Below are 17883 nucleotides of genomic sequence, written 5' to 3' on the forward strand. Positions count from 1 at the left end.
GCCAGATGAGACTCTAGACAGGCTCACAACCAAGCTTTTACACTGTCATTCTTCTATTTAAAGGCCCTAATAACGATTATGAAACGCTCGTATCTAATTTCTATGATAGGTTTGCTATCAACATCCTCGCTATTGGCTTCTGATCCTATGGCTTGCACCCAACTTAACGATGATAAGCAACGACTTGCTTGTTACGACGCTATTTTTAAGTCCAAGGCACAGATAAAAGCAACGCCTCCCAAGCCAGTAACTCCAGCAGAATCGCCTATTAGACGAATGCCTCCCGCTGCAACCGCTAATCCGCCTGCTCCGGTATCGAAACCCAGCCCACAAGTTCAAGCGGCTAATGATGAAGATATTTTTGGGATGGAGCATAAAATTGCCCGTGCAGCTCCCACCGCAATAAGCTCAGTAGCAGTAGGTTCTTTTACCAACTGGAAAAAGAAAATGCTCATTAAGTTGGAGAACGGACAACAATGGAAAATCGTTGGTTCTAAATCCATGTATCACAAAGTTACCAACCCTAATGTCACCATCGAAAAAGGGGCTTTTGGCGCTTTCTATATGGGTATCGAAGGAATTAACGGTCGCATAAAGGTGCGCCGAGTTAAATAACAAATCTTGGTCACCGAATATTAAAAAAGCCACTCAGAAAACTGAGTGGCTTTTTATTAGGACAAGTTTAAATCAAAAAAGACTCGCTCTTTTGATTCGCTTTCCTTATGGGCGCATGGTGAACTTCAAGTACCAGTAACGACCCTGGGGATCATAAAGACCTGGTAGATAGCTGTTCAAATCACACTGAGTACATAGTGGTGGATCTTGCTCAAACAAATTGCGCGCACCAATCGCATAATCAATTTTGGCGCCAAACAACTCTGAACTATAGCCAACCTGAACATCAACGTAATAGGTTTCGTCCATTACATTGACTGAGTTTGCATTGTTGTTCAAATCAGGGTCCGAACATAATCCAAGGTTTGCCAAGCTATTCGGTGTTCCATCAAGGAAGTCAGAACATCTCTCATAGATTTTTGACAAGTAACGAACCGTGGTATTAGCGCTCCAGTCACCGTGAGTCCAATCTAATGCTAAATCAAATTTCCACTCAGGGACTGCACGGTCAGGGTTGCTACCAAACTCAGTACCATCGATGTCACCGCTGTTCACACCCAGTACTTCAGTGCGGTAGTGCTCAACAAAGGTGTTTTTCCAGGTAACGTTTAAGCGTCCCCACTCTAATTCTTGAGTCGACAACATCACTTTGAAGTCAGTGCCAGCGGTTTCAATACCCCCGATGTTGCGTAGAGAGTTATCAAAGTTGGTAATACTGATGCCATTAGCACGATCAATGCCGACACAGAAATCATCATTATTGCCACCAACACAACGATTAAGCTGATCCGCTGCATCAATAGGTTGAATGGCTTCCTCCATCTCAATATCGTAAGCAGTAAACTCAAAGGTTAATGCAGAGATAGTTTGTGAGTTATCAAACCAGTCTGGGCTGTATACAACTCCCCAGTTAACAGAATCCGACTCTTCAGGTTGCAGGTTGTGGTTACCGCTGGTCAATACAGAAATCTGAGTTTGACCTAATGCAGCCAGAGCACTGAAGTCCATAGTTCCCCAGATCTGCTCACAACGAGTACGAACGTTAGCATCGGTTGTATTACAAGGATCGGTGATACTGGTATCGTTACGAGCACCCGTTGCAAACAGTTCACCAATAGAAGGCGCCCGGAAACCTTCAGAAACATTGGCACGGAATGTTAACTGCTCATTAGGTCTCCATAAGATGCCATACTTGGATGTAGTCTTCTCAAATCTTGAACCCGCCGTTGATGCATATTCTGACTTACGAACGGCTAACGAAAGTTCCAGTTTTTCGGCTCCAGCCACATCACTCAACAACGGAATGTTGGTTTCGAGGAAGTACTCATCTACAGTAAAGCCACCATCCGTTGGGCTGGCAGGAATCCCCATGGTCTCGCCACTGGCCGCAACAGCATCTGGCTGGAAAAAGCCACTGCGTTTGCGATGCTCCATACCTGCCGCAAATCCAACATAACCCGCAGGCAATTCAAACAAATCACCATTAATATTAGCCGAGAAAATCTGCGTGTTGTTTTCGCTGAAATCTTTTTGCGTAAACGAAATGTAATCCAGCATGTCTTGTGTAATAGAACCATAACCAAAGATGTTCAAAGGAACACACAAAGGATCGGCGTTACAGTCGGCAACCGGACCAAGCGCTAATTTAATACGCGCCGCATTTAATGCACCTGTCTTAATCTGCGAGCCGCGATTTTTACCCCAGGCGAAATTAACATCCCAATAATAAGCGTTATCTCCGCTATCAAAGCTGCCTTCAAATCCAGTCGCGATGTAGGATGTATCAACATTCTGTCGATAAGAACGTGGGCCAGCTTCGATCGGACGACGTCCGGCAAAAACAAAGTTGTTTTCGTCAAGTGTCAAACCAAAAGGGTTATAAGGGTTAGTAATATCAATCGAGACCGTATCAGCGATACCACCGGTGCCCGCCTCAGGACCAATGAAGATAGGCTCTGGAGCAGCCTGGTTTCTTGACTTACGATTGTTATACAGCGTCATCGCATAAAAGGTAACATCGGTACTCATGTCGTATCGAATGCGAGAAAAAATATTGGTTCTCTCACTTGGCGTTACATATAAATTAAATGCTGCGTAGTTAAAACGATCATCATTGGTAAAATCATGGAAGTCGTCAGGGAAGTTAAGTGAACCGCCAAGACCGTTAGGTGTCGTGTTCACCGTATTGCCGTTAGCATCCGTAAATAAGAAACGACCAAAAGGTGTTGCCGAACTTCCACGAGTATTGCCTGTACCAAACAATGGTAAATCAGCCGTCGAGCGATTTTGAGAATAAACCACATTTTGGTTCACATGGCTGATACTCATCACAACATTGTGACGTTCGCCTTGAGCACCGGCAAAAAAGTCAAAAGATGAAGTAAATCCATCATCAAGTGAAACGGGAGTGTTACCAAAGCCACCGTATGAAGCATTCAACTGCCAGCTATCAATATCTGTTCTGGTGATAATATTTATAACACCTGCAATCGCATCCGAACCATAAATGGTTGAAGCACCATCTTCTAGCACTTCGATGCGATCAACGATAGCCAGAGGAATCGTATTAACATCAACCGCACTCGATACACCACTGGCTGAAGAACCGTTCACCCAACGTTTGCCGTCAACCAAAATCAAAACACGTTTTGAACCTAGATGACGCATATCAACTTCGGCTGCACCGGCACCAACACCACCACCGTCAGATGGCATACCGAAGTTACCGCTACTGTTGAAGCGAGTATTTAAAGCGGCGCCAGAAGAAGACATTCTTTGCAAAATATCAGCAACAGAGGTTAGCCCCGTTTTTTCGATATCTTCGCGAGATAGAATTTGAATGGGTGAGTTACCTACAACTTCTGACCGACGAATTTTAGACCCCGTAACAACGAGTCTTTCTTCTTTTGCTTCTTCTGCGATAGCAGAATTTGAGTAAGAGATACTGAGTGCTGAAGAAAGAACGAGTGGAATCAACCCTACTTTGAAATAAGGCAGGTATGTTTTCATGTGGATTAGCTCCCTTTTTTTAGTTGTTTTTATTTACGATGGCTTTAACGGTAACAACAACGCGCTCCTGCATTAACCGCGATAAAACCAACTGAGCTAACCATACCTGATTCAAAGATTATTGAAAATAATTATCCGCACCGCCAACTTCTCTTTGTGAGATAAAGAATCCAATTAAATGTGACAATTTATTTTTTGCAAAAACCTTTAGCGTATCGATTGAGTCACTGTCGATGTTTTTTCATATTTTTATCTCAAATAGCATAACTTTAAAGATAAAAAATAGAATCAAATAAATCAATTTACCCATAGACCACTTATTTGATTTTTGCAAAAAAATAATTAGAAACCTGCAGCATTGCCATCCTTGCGAGACTCAGAAGCACCATAATAAACTTTGTTTTCTGCATCCCACATAATGGCTTGATAACCACCGTAGCCACCATGACCGTAACGAACTTTATGTCCCTTGAGCATCAACTCCTGAACCGTTTGATAAGGCACACTGGATTCCAACTCAATATAACCGCCATCAGTAAGATATTTACTGTGACTTTCTGTCGGTTCTGTTGAGCCTAAATGCTGCCATCGCGTAGCATCTCCGGCTTCTTGTAAATTCATACCATAGTCGATCATATTAATTAGCACTTGCACATGTCCTTGTGGCTGCATGGCACCGCCCATTACGCCATAACTCATAAAAGGTTTGCCTTTATGTGTCACAAAAGCGGGAATAATTGTATGAAATGGCCTTTTTTTAGGCTCGTATACATTGGCATGCTGCTTATCCATCGAAAATAATTGCCCACGATCTTGCAGACCAAATCCGGTTCCGGGAACCACAACCCCCGAGCCCATGCCTCGATAATTGCTCTGGATGAGCGATACCATATTCCCTTCTTTATCTGCAGTAGTTAGATAAATGGTATCGCCGGATAGCAAAGCAGGATTGCCCGCATCCACCCGTGATGCTGAACGTTTTCCGATTAACTTCGCGCGCTGTTTGGCATAAGAGTCAGAGAGTAAATGCTGAGTTGAAATGTTATTGAAATCTGGATCGGCATAAAACTTGGCACGGTCTTCAAACACCAACTTTTTGGCTTCAACCATAGTATGAATAGACTGCGTAGAATTAAATGGCATAGCACTAAGATCAAATTGTTTTAAGATCTGCAACATTTGCAGCGCAGCAATTCCTTGGCCATTTGGAGGCAACTCCCAGAGTCGATAACCTTTGTATTCCACAGATAAAGGCTCAACCCACTCTGAGGTATGATTCGCCAAGTCGGCATAACGCAAATAACCGCCTTCTTGCTTCATAAAACGATCAATATTTTGCGCAATCTCTCCTTTATAGAAAGCATCTCGCCCTTGCTTTGCCAATAAACGATAAGTATTGGCGAGATCAGGATTACGAAATATTTGCCCTTTTGCTGGTGCCTTGCCGTTGATCGTAAAGGTTTCTTTGAAGGTGCCAGGCTGTGGTGATAATCGCGGGACACTACGGTTCCAGTAGTAAGCGATCAGCTCAGAAACGGGGAAGCCTTGCTCAGCATAATCGATTGCAGGTTTCAAAATGTTGCTCATTGGCAACTTGCCAAACTTGTTATGCAACTCAAACCAACCATCAACCGTTCCAGGAACACTGATAGGCAACATACCATAAGGAGGCAAGTCTTCTCGCCCTAACTGATCCAGTTCCTTTTGCAATTGCTTGTAGCTCAAGCCCGCAGGCGACCGACCTGACGCGTTCAGTCCATAAAGCTTTTGTTCTTTTGCACTCCACACTAAAGCAAATAAATCGCCACCAATACCACAACCCGTCGGCTCCATAAGTCCTAGTGCAGCATTCGCCGCAATCGCTGCGTCGATGGCGCTGCCCCCTTGCTTAAGAATCTCAACACCAATTTGAGTCGCTAACGGTTGACTGGTCGCCACCATGCCATTTTGCGCAATGACTTCTGAGCGAGTCGCAAAGGCTTTGCCTGTCACTCTATCGACAGCGTCAACGGGTATAAAAGAAATAGAAAATAAAACGGCAAGAAACATTCGCATCGACAGACCCTCTCTATTGTTATTATTAAGTAAGAAGAACGATAGACAGAAGCAGTGTAAAAACGCTTCAGGGTCAATTTATCACAGTTACGATGAAAGGCAGGAAAAATGAGGTAAATGATGTTGAAGTTATCTTTTTCTAATACTTTTGTCGCTCAAGTTGACTCAACATGCTCCCCCTTTTAGAACATGAAAGCACATTGAGTCAGCTTGCAAAAGTACGTGCGGTCTCAAATGATTAAATATTCCAGTTAAGTCCACCTGAAATATCAATTTTCCCTGAACGATAGAGCTGCATTACAGAATATAATCCATATTTATGTACAAACTGCCCAGATGTTGTATTTGTATTAAAATGAGCCAAAGTTACCTCAGTACCGGCATTAATATGAGTATCAATGATCAGCATAGCAAAGTAAGCATCGAGCCTCTCTGATTCGTTCAAACTATCATAGTTTAACGGTTGAACAGGAGGCGTTCCAACAGTTGGATTATCGGCATGAGGGTTATCGATCCCACAGTCAAAGAAACTAAAGGCTCCTTCAGAAAAACTCAGGCATGCCCCACCATTTTTTCCCCAAGGATTAGAATAGTACTTGAGCTTGCCGCTATCTAAAAACACCCAGCTACCAGGGTCATCATCACATGCAATCAGCCCATAAGTACCAGCGCCTTTGTAAGCAAAGCAAACTCCACCAGATTTCCCCCAAGGATTCCAGTTACCTCCCCATTCCAAAGCTCTCATTTGAAGCTTTTGATTAGCATGAGAAATAAAAACAAACTTGACGTCATCACAACTTTTGATATCGAATAGGCCGCTGCCTTTGTAATAAAGGCATGCTCCATCTTTGTAACCTAAGTCGTAGTTCCAGCCACCAAAATCGACAGATAGTTGAAGCTTTGAGTCATCATTGATATGCCAGTTGTACACTCCTTGTAGCCGAAGAGTATCAACATCATCATTCGACTGTTGACGCAATGCTATAAGATCATCAATAACATGAAACTCACCAGAGTGGGTGTAGGCAATTTCATTTAACCCATCATTATCGTAGTCTCCAACAGATATTCCAGTCATATCTTCAATCTTCGGTCTGGCGTCATCCCAAACACTAACCTCAAAAGGTTCGTTACATTCAATTTCAACATTAAACCTTTCGGCCAAGTTCTGTATGGAGCTACAACTATAATCGAACCAGCCTTTTTCAGCACAATCCCATACCCTTGACCTATCTTCTCGCCGGCAAGCATCAGGCTGTCCATCTCCATCCATATCGGCAACAACCGCAACATAGTCCACCATGCCCCCCCAATCACTTCGCACCTGATAGGTATAAGCGAAAGCCCCCTTGTTTGCATAAACAACAGTAGCCCCATCTTCTTCGAGAGATTGGATAAACTGCGTATCGTTAAAATTGACTTCAGAAATATTAGTCACTTCTTCGCCAATAAAGTCATTAACAAGACTCTGTGCTAAATCAAACCCAAGACCTCCTGGGCTCATAAGAAAAACTAAAAAACTTTGAAACATAAAAACCTCTTTATATCAATAAGTTAAGTAAGTAAGAACTTCATCAGGATTTCTCACCCTACCTAAAAGCAAGCTCTCATTTACTAATGTCGTGGCACAATAAGGGGGAATTATGGAGAAAGTATGGATAAAAAAAGAGATAAGTTCTGTTAGCCTGTCTTGATGGGAGTAGACTGGATAAGTAACTCTATTAGAAAATCTAGATACTGCACTACTTATAAGTGGGATTAGAGTAAGTTTTTGGCTACTTATTTCGTTCGATATCTTTCTTAGATCCTAGAAATAAGCTATCAAGCGCTTCGGCTAATGTCTTGCCCTCTTCCATGAGTGGTTTTAGCATTTTGCTAGTACTGGCAGCATCAAATAGCCTTTGGCTGCTCTGTGAAAAATCCAGGAATAAATAAAGGTGCTCTCCAACGTAATAGCCCTGATTGTGAGCAAGGCCATCTTTACTTTTTATCTTCTTATTAAAAATAAAAACATTTTCCTTATTATCATCAACACACTTGTGCATATCAGCGCTTGGATAAATTTTCTCGCTACAAAACACTTTTCCGTCATAGATAAAGTGAAAGCTCTCAGCCCAGGTATTTGCAGAAAGAGCTAACAACATCAGGTAGATAATCTTCACTTCATTTTCCTTGTAGTCTGGATGATTTATTGCGACTGAAGATCCTTGCTGTAGTGATACTGACCTTTCTCATCAATAATGATGGCAGAGACTTTATCGAGCTTGTTGATAAGCTCCAACCCTTTTTTGGGGCCTAATACAAACACCGTCGTCGACAACGCGTCGGAGGTTAATGCATTGTCAGCAATAATTGAAACACTGATGCTCTTTTTAGCCGACTTACCCGTATTAGGATCAATGATATGATGAATGCGTTCGCCATTACGGATAAAGAAACGCTCATAATCACCCGAGGTTGATATAGCAACGTTCTCAACAGGAATACGCGTTAACACTTCACCTTTTTTGCGAGGGTGTTGAATACCAACGGTCCATAAACGCCCTTTGCGATCTCCAAGAACTCGACTATCGCCACCCGCATTGACAAAAGCATGTTCCACACCGGATTTAGCAAGTAACTCAATACAACGATCCACCGCATGACCTTTGGCAATACCGCCTAAATCAATTTTTACACCAGGTTTAGTAAAAGACACTGTCGATTTTTCGGCCTCTAAGACCACCGACTTATAATCAATTAACGGCTGATGCTCTTTGATCGTGCTATCTTCTGGTGCTGATTGCTCGCGATAATTAAACAGGTGGCCAACACTGGCATAAGTGATATCAAATGCCCCATTACTTTCTTTCGAAAAATCCGCTGACTGAGTCAGCAACAAAAACATCTCTTCAGAAATCTTTTGAGGTTTTTCTGCAGCAAGTTGATTGATTCTAGAAAGCTCGCTGGTTTCGATGTAGGGACTCATCAATTGATTAATGCGCTCCATTTCATCCATCACAGCCGTGATTAACGTTTGTGCTTTACGAGCATCTTTGTGCCAAAGTTCAACATTGGCTTCTGTGCCCATGACTTCAAAACGTTTGGAGTGCCACTGAGCAGCGGCAGAAAAAGAAGCAAGCATCAGAATGATACTTGCTATTCGAGTTGAATATTTCATCAATATCAGGGCCTGTTAATCTCTCGTCAGTATTCTTTGCCAAAACGCAATTTGCGTTCAACAAGGCAGAATGAGCGATGTGTAATACTTCTACATAAACGACATTCTAACGCGCAAAGACACTCAACGAAAGATCAACGCCCCTTCATTATCTTAAGGTGTGAACACGACCGGATAAGTACCTTCCCAGACAGCAACGTTTAGTTTGCCAAAGTTAATCTTACGAATAACTGACAATAAACGTTTTTCGAGTTTAGGGTCATTAAGCTCACTGGATACAATGCTCGCCTGACTCACCTTACCCGATGGCTCGATGCGCAGTTTAAACACAACACGACCTTGAAGCGATGGATTCTTACGTAGCGCTCGACGATAGTGTGTATCGATACGACCATAAGAAGCATCAAAGGCCTGCTGAATATTCTCACTGGTCCGTTTGCCTGCTTTACCCGTTTTCGATGTTGAAGCGGTGCGTTTAACCCCTTTGATCTTACTGGTTACCGATGTGGTTCCCGATCCTTTAAGAGCGCCACCACCACCACGACTACTACTGGTTTTGCCGATCTTAACACCACCACTGCTGGCCAGCGCAGAGTCACCCAATAGATCGCGCTGAGTTTCAACTTCGTCAGAACCTGTTTGTGTCAGATTAGTTGAGTCTTGCAGCTCCGTAACAGTGTCGTTGTCACGTAACTCAGCAAAAACATCAAACACGGCGGCTTTCTCGGCTGCCACTTCTTTTGCAGAAGGTTCAGGTGTTTCGACTGGATCAGGCTCGGGCTCCGGTTCTGGCTCTGGTTTTTCTTCAGGCTTTTCTTCCGGTTTTTCTTCTTCAGGCTCGGGTTCTTCTTCAGGTTGTTCCGGCTCTGGCGGTGGTGGGGGTGGAGGCTCTTCTTTCTGCTCCAATACCAACTGCACCAAACGCTCAGGAATCTCCGGTTTTTTACGCGGAGGTTCTGGAACTTCGATCAGAGGAACAAGAATACCGAAAACAATCGTCAGTACTAAAACAACAATCAGAATGTTACGAAAGCGATTGCTCTCTTCACTGATTTTTTCCCATGGCAACATGGGTTCAATCAAAACGCGAGGGAATCGGCTCATGGTGTGCTGGCCCCCTCTGGTTTGTCTTTTGCTGCTTTCGATACTGCCAGAGAGATATTCTTATAGTTAGACGCACTCAAGGTATAAAGAATACGCTTAAGAAGTTTATACGGGATCTCTTTGTCTCCCATAATAGTGACTTCACCAGTATCCTCTAAGTCTTGAGTTAACCCCAAACGATTTTGTAGCTGTAATTCAAGCTCCGCTTTTAACGCAGGGATAACATTGTCTTCGCTATTGATGATTTGTTCTGCCGAAGCAATTTTTCGCCCCTGTACAATCAAGTCATCGTTGTTGATCAAAATCAACAGAGTTTCTTCTGGTAATCGTTCTGCTTTGGATTCCGGTAAGGTAATCGCTTTAGAACTGGGTAACTGCTCAACATTTGACGAATTTACTAGCAGGAAAAATACCAGAATAGTAAAAATGTCCATTAAGGAAACCAGGTTCAAACCACCTTTACCGTAGCGCTTATGATGGCGCTCCATTCGTTTTGCTTTTACAGAGAGCTTCATGGTTTATTCTTCGCTCCCTGTTGTTTACTGTAATCCGGAGGTGCGCTACCAATAGAAATGTCTGGAAATAACTCGCCAAAAACCACTTCGGTTTTTCCGTTGTCGAGTGTTTCTTCTTTCTCAACTAAACGGGTTGCGTCCATTGTCTGTACCAACACATCATAAGGAATATCTTCTTCTAGCAAGATAGTGATGTTGGTCATCTGAGCAAAATCAGGATGTGCTTTGAGTTTTTGCAACGCTTGATTTAGCGCGACAAAATCATAGTCACCTGTTGCCTCGTCATTAACAATAGTCGTAAAGCCACCACTTGAACGTTCAGCAACCTCTAATTGGTTCGCTCGAACGATCACCTCCAGAGCTTTTGGAGGTTCTTCTGGTGTTTGCGCTGGCGCACTGGTTCCCGGCAAGTTTAAGTTCAATATGGACACCTGAGAGAAAACCGCCGAAATCAACAGAAAAGGTACCAACACAACCATCAAATTCATGAAGGCTGTAATGTTGAGTTCGGTATTAACCTCGCGATGTCTCTTTGATCGACGCTGCCACATAGAGAGACCTTGTTATGCTTTAGGGTTAGGACGAGCAGCCGTTCTGCCAGTTGGTTGTGCTTGGCCTGCTGAGGGGCGTTGTTTAGGAGCAGACGCCTCATTGCTTGCAGTCGCAGAACGAATCACATTAACAAACTTAACCGATGCCATTTCTAGACTATCAACGATTTCTGTCGTTTTAGTTTGCAGGAAGGTAAAGGCCAGCAATAATGGGATTGCCGCGATCAAACCAAATGCCGTTGTATTCATCGCAACCGAGATACTTTTTGAAAGCAGGTTCGCTTTTTCTGCAGGGTCAACATCAGCAACCGCGGTAAAGGCGTCGATCAAACCCAGAATAGTACCAAGCAGACCTAGCAGCGTCGCAATGTTAGCGAAAGTAGCCAAGTATTGCGTACGTTTTTCCAAACGCGGCATGATTTCCATCAAGCCCTCTTCCATTGCCATTTCTAAATCGTCATGGCGACGCCCCTGACCCACTTTGGATAAACCATAAGCCAGTACTCGACCGAGAGCAGCACTTGATTTAGAAGAAATATCTAACGCTTGGCGAAACTCGCCTTTGTTTAAGATAGGAAGTAATTTTTTCCAAACCATCTGGTTTTTAGTTTTAACCATTTGCAGGTAAATGAAACGCTCAATAGCGATTGCAATACCTAGAGCTAAAACAAACAGGATGGGGTACATGAACGGCCCACCTAACTGGAAAAATTTCACAATCGTCATAACAACACCAGGTTCTTCCACCGGTGCTACGTTACTAGCGCTTGCTGTCATAGCAAAGAGTGCCGACCCCAACATACTAACTCTCCGATTTATTACTTAAATTGAAATGAATGAATTAACCTGTATACAACACAATGACGACTCATACTGTCATCAGTTTAGTGCAAAAAATTACTTGTTGGATATTCCGCTGCAATGCGTTATACCCAAAATAAACACTTTACCTTTGGCTATCCTGTGAAATGGTAATAAGCCGAGTAATCACCGAAATATAAAGGAAACTCTACGCTGTGTTCATGTTAAAACTCTCAAAGTGAGAACGCAATCACTGATATTCTCTACTTGGAATTTTCACTATTATTCAATCGCTTATTTAACGAGCGATACAGTTTAACTTTACGCTTAAATACATTAGCTTCTACCGGCCCATAAATCTCTTCTACAACGCGTCCTTGAATCGGTGATACGTTGTTTTCGGGGCCCGGTTTCCACGGCACGATATAAAGAACATTAGGTAACTCGTTCACACCTCGAATCGTCAAACCCAACTGTGATTCGACCACTTGCGTTGTCGCAGCAGGCTCCTGTTTTTTTGACTCTGACTCAGCTGCATGCAAGCTCACAGGAATGAGGAAAATAGTTGCAATGGTTATGGCGAACTGTTTTTTCATTGTGCAGCCTCCGCTTGTGGTAATCGACGTTTTAACTCAACAATCCAGTTTTTTACCTGCGCATCTTCAGCGCCATTGATCAACTGGAAGGTTTCGAAGGAATTAAGAGCCAAAGGGCCATCTTGCAGGTAAAGATCAGCCAGCACACCTAGATTCAGATAACTGCTTTTAAATCCCGGATTAGCCGCAATGGCTTGCTCATAAACCTGTTTGGCTTCGGCAAATAAGCCAAGGTGACGATAGATAAATCCTGCCAGATTCAAACTCGGAGCATATTGACTATCTACAGTCACTGCTTTTTCGACATGGGTTCGAGCTTGTTCGTAGTTCTTTTGCTGAACTTCCATTAAAGCCAGATTTAAATCAATGTGCGGGTACTGCGCATATTGAGTGCGTAAAGACTCCAGCAAAGTGTTTGCTTGTGCATACTCTTTTTGCTCTGCCAGTGCTTGTGCTTTCTTTAATTCATTAACTAAAGGCTCTGGCAATACCGGCTCAGGTGTCAAAGGATACAGCTTTGCTACATCCACGGGCGGCGGTGCAACAGTGCCATCGGTGGGCGTGGTTGTTTCCGCCTCTGGAGGAATAGTTTCTGCCTCTGGCTCTGTCGATTTGGTGGCACAACCCGCCAAAATAATCGACAGAGTAAATAGAGCAGCTAAACGTAAAGGACTCGTCATTATAAAGACACTCCATACCAAGGCTTAATCACTTCTTGCTTGTTATAACGAGCTGGTTGCAAGTCAGCCAGGGCAGCAAAAGACAGTTTAACCCATTCGTCATAAACATTTTGCAAGACCCGATTAGAGTTAGACTGATAGATTTCTATCGCCTTTTCTTCTAACGGGAATGCCTGATCTTCAATCAAATAACCATACTCTTCTTCTTCCTCTTCGTTCATCCCCTTGGGGCGCTCAGAGTTAAGAATATCTTTAGCCAACACGTGATACAGTTGAGCTACACGATGGGTACTGGCTGTCGTAAACTCGGCCACTTTGAACTTGCCGATATCTCCATAAGCTTTGATCGCTTTATCCATCGCTGACTTTTTCTTGCGTAAAGATTTAGCCAGTGGCAATTTAAGCTTGATGTTTTGGAAGCTTTCAAATAAGGGCTCAGCTAACTCAAAAGATGAGTTTGCGGCCAGATAGCTGGTACGGGCATTGTTTTTATCTTTCGCTTTCTTATACTCGCTTATGATTTTGGCATGCCAGAAGTCACGCTTCTCGCTGTCACCGGCTTGCTTATACAGCTCAACCAGTTTTGCGCGCCCTTCTGTTGCTTGCACATAAGGCTCAGGATAAGTCCACACATACTTCTTATAAGCAGCAATGGCTTCGGTGGTTTGATCGGCTTTTTTGTAAAGCTCCGCGACATACCAACTGATTTCTCGGGCTTTTTCAGGATCTTTGGTCGTAGCGCCAATGGATTTGTATTCCCCAGCGGCCAGCCCCCAAAGCTCCTGCTTTTCGTAAACTAATGCCAGTTTTTCGCTTAATCCTTTGGCTAACTCATGTTTGCCAAATTGCTTGCGGAAAGATTCTAATGCTGTACGTGCGTCATCCCACTTTTCTAACTGAAGCATAATGGTTGCCGCGTCGTAGTCAGCATTGACTCGTACAGAAGAATTAGGCTCTAACGCAGACAGACGTTGGAATTCGGTCATCGCAAATTCTAACTTACCTTCTTCTTTTAGCGCCTCTGCTTGCTTGTAAATACTTTGAGCACGTTGCTCGCGGAATTCATCGCGCTGCTTTTGCGTCAGCTGAGTTTCGTTAAGCACTCGTGTGATGGCGCTTTCTGCTTTTGCGTATTGCTTAAGATCCAACAGGCCATTAGCAATGATAATCTTGGCACGATCCGCTTGTTTCTGAGTTTTTTGTCCGGGTAATGCGAGCAACTTTTCGGCGGCTGCAATGGCTTCTGGAATACGCTCAAATACAATCAACTCTTCTGCCGCTCTTAACACTAACTCAGGAGCACGCTTGGAGTTAGGAAATACATCGGCATATTTAAGCGTGTATTCGATGGACTTAGATTTTAAGGCTTTTTTGGCTTCATCTTGCTTCTCGTTATCAATCAACGTCTGATAGGCGACGAGAATATTGTAGGCTGCTTGCTCTCGTTTTTCGTACTGCTTGTAGGTGTAAGCAATTTGCTCAAATTCAACAATGGCCCTTTGATAGTCTTTGGCATCAAATAAAGCTTCTGCCATTAAGAAGTGGAAAGGCGCAACATCTTTTTCATCATTAAGCAGCAATAAAAAGTGACTATACCACTCTGCTGCCGTCAAATAGTCCGCTGGCTTTTTGCTTTCTTGCGCATTGGCATGATAATGACTAGCAATTTCGTCCAAATTTAAACGCACATGTGGTCGCAAATCTTTACGTGCAATCTCTGTTGCCTGACGCCAGAAACGACTTTTAACACCGTATTTTTTCAGGAACTCTTCCTTCGCAGGCAATACCAGTGATGGGAAACCACCATCGATATAAGTTTGTACGACCTTCAACTGAAAATAAGGAGCCTGTTCATGGAACTCGTTGCCACTAACAAAGGCAAGGTAGGTATCTGCAGCATCTTGAAAACGCTCTTGTTCCAGATACAGCTGAGCCAGCCGTTCATACACCATATATTCGTAAGGTTTCGGCCCCACCGTTTTGAAATATTCTTCTACGGTTTCTGCACCCGCTTGATGATAAAAAGAAAGAGAAATTGCTCGGTAGGTATCATCAATCAAGTCTGTTAATACGGCTTTTACTTCTGAGTTAAGTTGCTGCTCGCTTAACAAACGCTCTAACAATGGAAAGAAATCAAGAATGGCTAAGTCGTAGTCTCGTAACTTAAACAAAGACCAACCGTGTTTATACAAGGCTTTGTCATAATACTGAGAGCCTGTGCCTTGATCTAATACTGCTTTATACGCATCAGCAGCACGTCGATAATCTTTGCGCAAGAAATAAGCTTCACCACGACGGAATTCGACTTCCACTACCTCAGGTGAGGCTGTGTGAACGGCAACTAAACTGTCTAGCTGCTCCAGCGATTGCTCTTGTTTACCATCCAGAGACAGCGCACGAGACAGCTGATAACGAATGGCGGAATCATCTTCTTGACGTGGAAACTGGTCGATCGTTTGTTGATACAGTTCTGCCGCTTTTGCATAACTGGCGTTTCGAATGGCAGGCGAAAGGCTTTCTAACTCTTGTCCAGAATCCAGTGCATAGGCTTTGTATCCGGCCAAACGCATATTCAAATCAGCAAGACGGCGCATGGCTTGTCGCTGCACTTCAGGATGCGGCGATTGCATTAAACGCTCATAAGATTCCACCACCTGTTCGGTGCTGACTTCGTCAATGTCTGACTGTGGAATAGGCTCTTCTTTCTTCTCAATGAAGCGAACCGTTGGCTCTATATCTTCAAGAGGTATACGTCCAATTCCGGTATTTTCACTAAAGGGTAACCAGGCGCAGGCCGAGAGCCCCAAGATGCTGCCTGCCACAAAAATACTGCGTAGGGGGTTCATTAACTTCAGACCCTTTTTATCACTCATCTGTCGACTCCAAAATTCGATTGATTGCTTCATCCTGAATTTTGGCGATGGATAATTCTGCTTGAGCGAGTAAAAAGTCTAGCTCTTTACGACGCTTGGTTAACTTATCAACGAGTACCTGTTTCATGGCTTGTCGACTGCGCTCAAGTACGATCTCGATCTCTGCATTGAGCGTATTAACTTCTTGCTCTAGTTCATTGATGCGATCGTCATAATGTAAGAACCGTGTTCCGGCTACTTTGTCAGCCTGACCCACACTGGCAGCCTGAAGATCAAACTCTTCTGCAGCTTGTTGGGCCTGCTTTAAATTTGACTCAAGCAGATAACGACGAGGCCCATATTCTTCGGCAATTTTCCACAAACTGGCACCAAATATTCGACGCCACTGATCGTATTGCTCTTCCATATCAAACTCTGAAGCAGGAATAGAATCGAGGGTGTCTTTGACGCGCATGAGATCTTGATACACTTCTAATTCATCAGTCGTCGCTAATAGCCACAAATCATCTTCGGCCAACCCTTGCTCTACGCGACGCTGTAACTTGCTTAACTGTTCTTTTAAGCCCGCATTCACGAAATTTTTTAAGCGCTCATCTACTTGAGGTTTTAAGCGGTTATAACGTTTTTCGTGATTAGACAGCATTTCTCGGTAAATCGGAATTTGTCGTAACCAACGCGCTAACACTTGTTGTAAGTGATACATCTCTTGATAACGATGAAAATACTGATTAAATTCGTTGGTTGCTGTGACTTCTTGCAGGTAGTACTCAATAGCGTTTGTCGTAACAGGCACATCACCCACAACCCAACGAGAAAAAACTTTTTCGCCAAACACGCCACGACTGTCGATCCACTCTCGGAACAAATTATTGTCCAGATCTTTTTGTGCGCTATCGATCAGATTAATTTGCTCACCATAAACTGCCGCTGACTGAACAAAGGTTTCAAGAGCTTCTCGTTTGGCACCGTTATTAAAGTACGAAAAAGCTAAAGCCAGTAACGCTTCTTGAACAGCAGGATTTCTCGCATCACGAGTCAAGAGTTCACGCCAGTAAGCAATGGCTTTAGTGTGCAAGCCAGCTTTAGAATAAGCCCAACCTAAAGCCAACATAGCGCGATGGCTGGAGGGTCCGTCTAAACGTACTTTGAGTAAATACTCACGAGCTGTTTCGTCATCATTATTGGCCAGATAGTGATAACCAATCGCTAAGTTAGCTCTATCAAACAAACTGCGTTGGACATCCGATGATTCTGGGCTGGGGTATAACTCATCAAACAAATCCAGAGCTGTATCTAACTGACCACTTTGCAATAAGAAAATAGCCAAATTAAACTTCGCGAAAAGTCCTTGTTCTGCATTCGGAGAAATTTGTTTAAGGTAGGCTGTCGCCGCAGTTACATCACCTTGTTCATAAGCCAGTTGAGCCTGAATTAAGTAGCTTTCGTCAAGGAAATTAGCGGGCAAAAAATCGAGGGCTTTTTCGAGGTGTTGCTTCGATAAATCAACGTTGCCATTAAGATAATGGGTTTTGGCCAAATAAAAACGAACTTTGGCTAATTGCTGATCCCGGGTTTCGGAAGACAATAACTCGCTGAAGATGCGGTCTGCTTCGTGCAACATGCCATAACTTAAATACATTACGCCACGCAGCAACTGCACTTCTTGTTGATGCTCAATGATTTCGCCACGTTTTTCGGCGACGTTGAGGCGCGTTAATGCAGCAAAATAGTTTTCTTGATAATAATCATAGAGCACTTCGCCATACGCCAGCTCTTTAATAGCACGAGCAGGCACGGCATTAAGATCAATAATTTTTTGCTGTTGTGCTGCTTCTTCGGCATAAGAAACACTGGTTCCCCATGTCAGCAAAGATAAGCCCGCAGCACAGGCAATTTTACGAATACTTGATAACTGCTTCACACC

General features: G+C 43.5%; 14 protein-coding genes. 1 reads left to right on the forward strand and 13 read right to left on the reverse strand.

All coding sequences use genetic code 11. The features are described 5' to 3' along the window. Positions 1–78: 78 nt before the first annotated feature. On the forward strand, positions 79–615 hold the full coding sequence (locus tag NH399_RS01980) for a hypothetical protein (protein ID WP_253036736.1): 537 nt from the start codon (positions 79–81) through the stop codon (positions 613–615). Between the two features lie 105 nt (positions 616–720). Here the strand turns inward: NH399_RS01980 and NH399_RS01985 are convergent, their stop codons facing one another. From NH399_RS01985 to NH399_RS02045, 13 genes are all read right to left on the reverse strand, one after another. Next, entirely contained in the window at positions 721–3624 is a 2904-nt protein-coding gene (locus NH399_RS01985) for a TonB-dependent receptor domain-containing protein (protein ID WP_253036737.1), read from the reverse strand. A gap of 342 nt (positions 3625–3966) precedes the next feature. Then, positions 3967–5679: a gamma-glutamyltransferase gene (ggt, locus tag NH399_RS01990; RefSeq protein WP_253036738.1), complete on the reverse strand. Its 1713-nt coding sequence runs from the start codon at positions 5677–5679 to the stop codon at positions 3967–3969. Between the two features lie 238 nt (positions 5680–5917). Beyond that, a complete protein-coding gene (locus NH399_RS01995) occupies positions 5918–7210 on the reverse strand; it encodes a hypothetical protein (RefSeq protein WP_253036739.1) in 1293 nt (430 codons plus the stop codon). Between the two features lie 244 nt (positions 7211–7454). Next, complete coding sequence (locus NH399_RS02000; RefSeq protein ID WP_253036740.1) at positions 7455–7841, reverse strand: hypothetical protein; 387 nt, start codon at positions 7839–7841, stop codon at positions 7455–7457. Between the two features lie 26 nt (positions 7842–7867). Then, on the reverse strand, positions 7868–8839 hold the full coding sequence (locus NH399_RS02005) for an FAD:protein FMN transferase (protein WP_253036741.1): 972 nt from the start codon (positions 8837–8839) through the stop codon (positions 7868–7870). A 153-nt stretch (positions 8840–8992) separates the two neighbouring features. Next, positions 8993–9943: a TonB family protein gene (locus NH399_RS02010; RefSeq protein WP_253036742.1), complete on the reverse strand. Its 951-nt coding sequence runs from the start codon at positions 9941–9943 to the stop codon at positions 8993–8995. Beyond that, entirely contained in the window at positions 9940–10458 is a 519-nt protein-coding gene (locus tag NH399_RS02015; RefSeq protein WP_253036743.1) for a biopolymer transporter ExbD, read from the reverse strand. The genes NH399_RS02010 and NH399_RS02015 overlap by 4 nt, the downstream gene beginning before the upstream one ends. Continuing rightward, complete coding sequence (locus NH399_RS02020; RefSeq protein ID WP_253036744.1) at positions 10455–11009, reverse strand: biopolymer transporter ExbD; 555 nt, start codon at positions 11007–11009, stop codon at positions 10455–10457. The genes NH399_RS02015 and NH399_RS02020 overlap by 4 nt, the downstream gene beginning before the upstream one ends. A 12-nt stretch (positions 11010–11021) precedes the next feature. Continuing rightward, positions 11022–11810, reverse strand: a complete 789-nt coding sequence (locus NH399_RS02025) for a MotA/TolQ/ExbB proton channel family protein (protein WP_371876053.1) — start codon at positions 11808–11810, stop codon at positions 11022–11024. Between the two features lie 263 nt (positions 11811–12073). Next, on the reverse strand, positions 12074–12406 hold the full coding sequence (locus tag NH399_RS02030; RefSeq protein ID WP_253036745.1) for a hypothetical protein: 333 nt from the start codon (positions 12404–12406) through the stop codon (positions 12074–12076). Beyond that, a complete protein-coding gene (locus tag NH399_RS02035; RefSeq protein WP_253036746.1) occupies positions 12403–13086 on the reverse strand; it encodes a tetratricopeptide repeat protein in 684 nt (227 codons plus the stop codon). The genes NH399_RS02030 and NH399_RS02035 overlap by 4 nt, the downstream gene beginning before the upstream one ends. After that, a complete protein-coding gene (locus NH399_RS02040) occupies positions 13086–15959 on the reverse strand; it encodes a tetratricopeptide repeat protein (RefSeq protein ID WP_253036747.1) in 2874 nt (957 codons plus the stop codon). Before NH399_RS02040 ends, NH399_RS02035 begins: the two co-directional genes overlap by 1 nt. After that, complete coding sequence (locus NH399_RS02045) at positions 15952–17880, reverse strand: tetratricopeptide repeat protein (protein WP_253036748.1); 1929 nt, start codon at positions 17878–17880, stop codon at positions 15952–15954. Before NH399_RS02045 ends, NH399_RS02040 begins: the two co-directional genes overlap by 8 nt. Positions 17881–17883: the final 3 nt, after the last annotated feature.

The organism is Pleionea sp. CnH1-48 (assembly GCF_024124665.1).
In the GTDB taxonomy this organism is placed as follows: domain Bacteria; phylum Pseudomonadota; class Gammaproteobacteria; order Enterobacterales; family Kangiellaceae; genus JAMXSB01.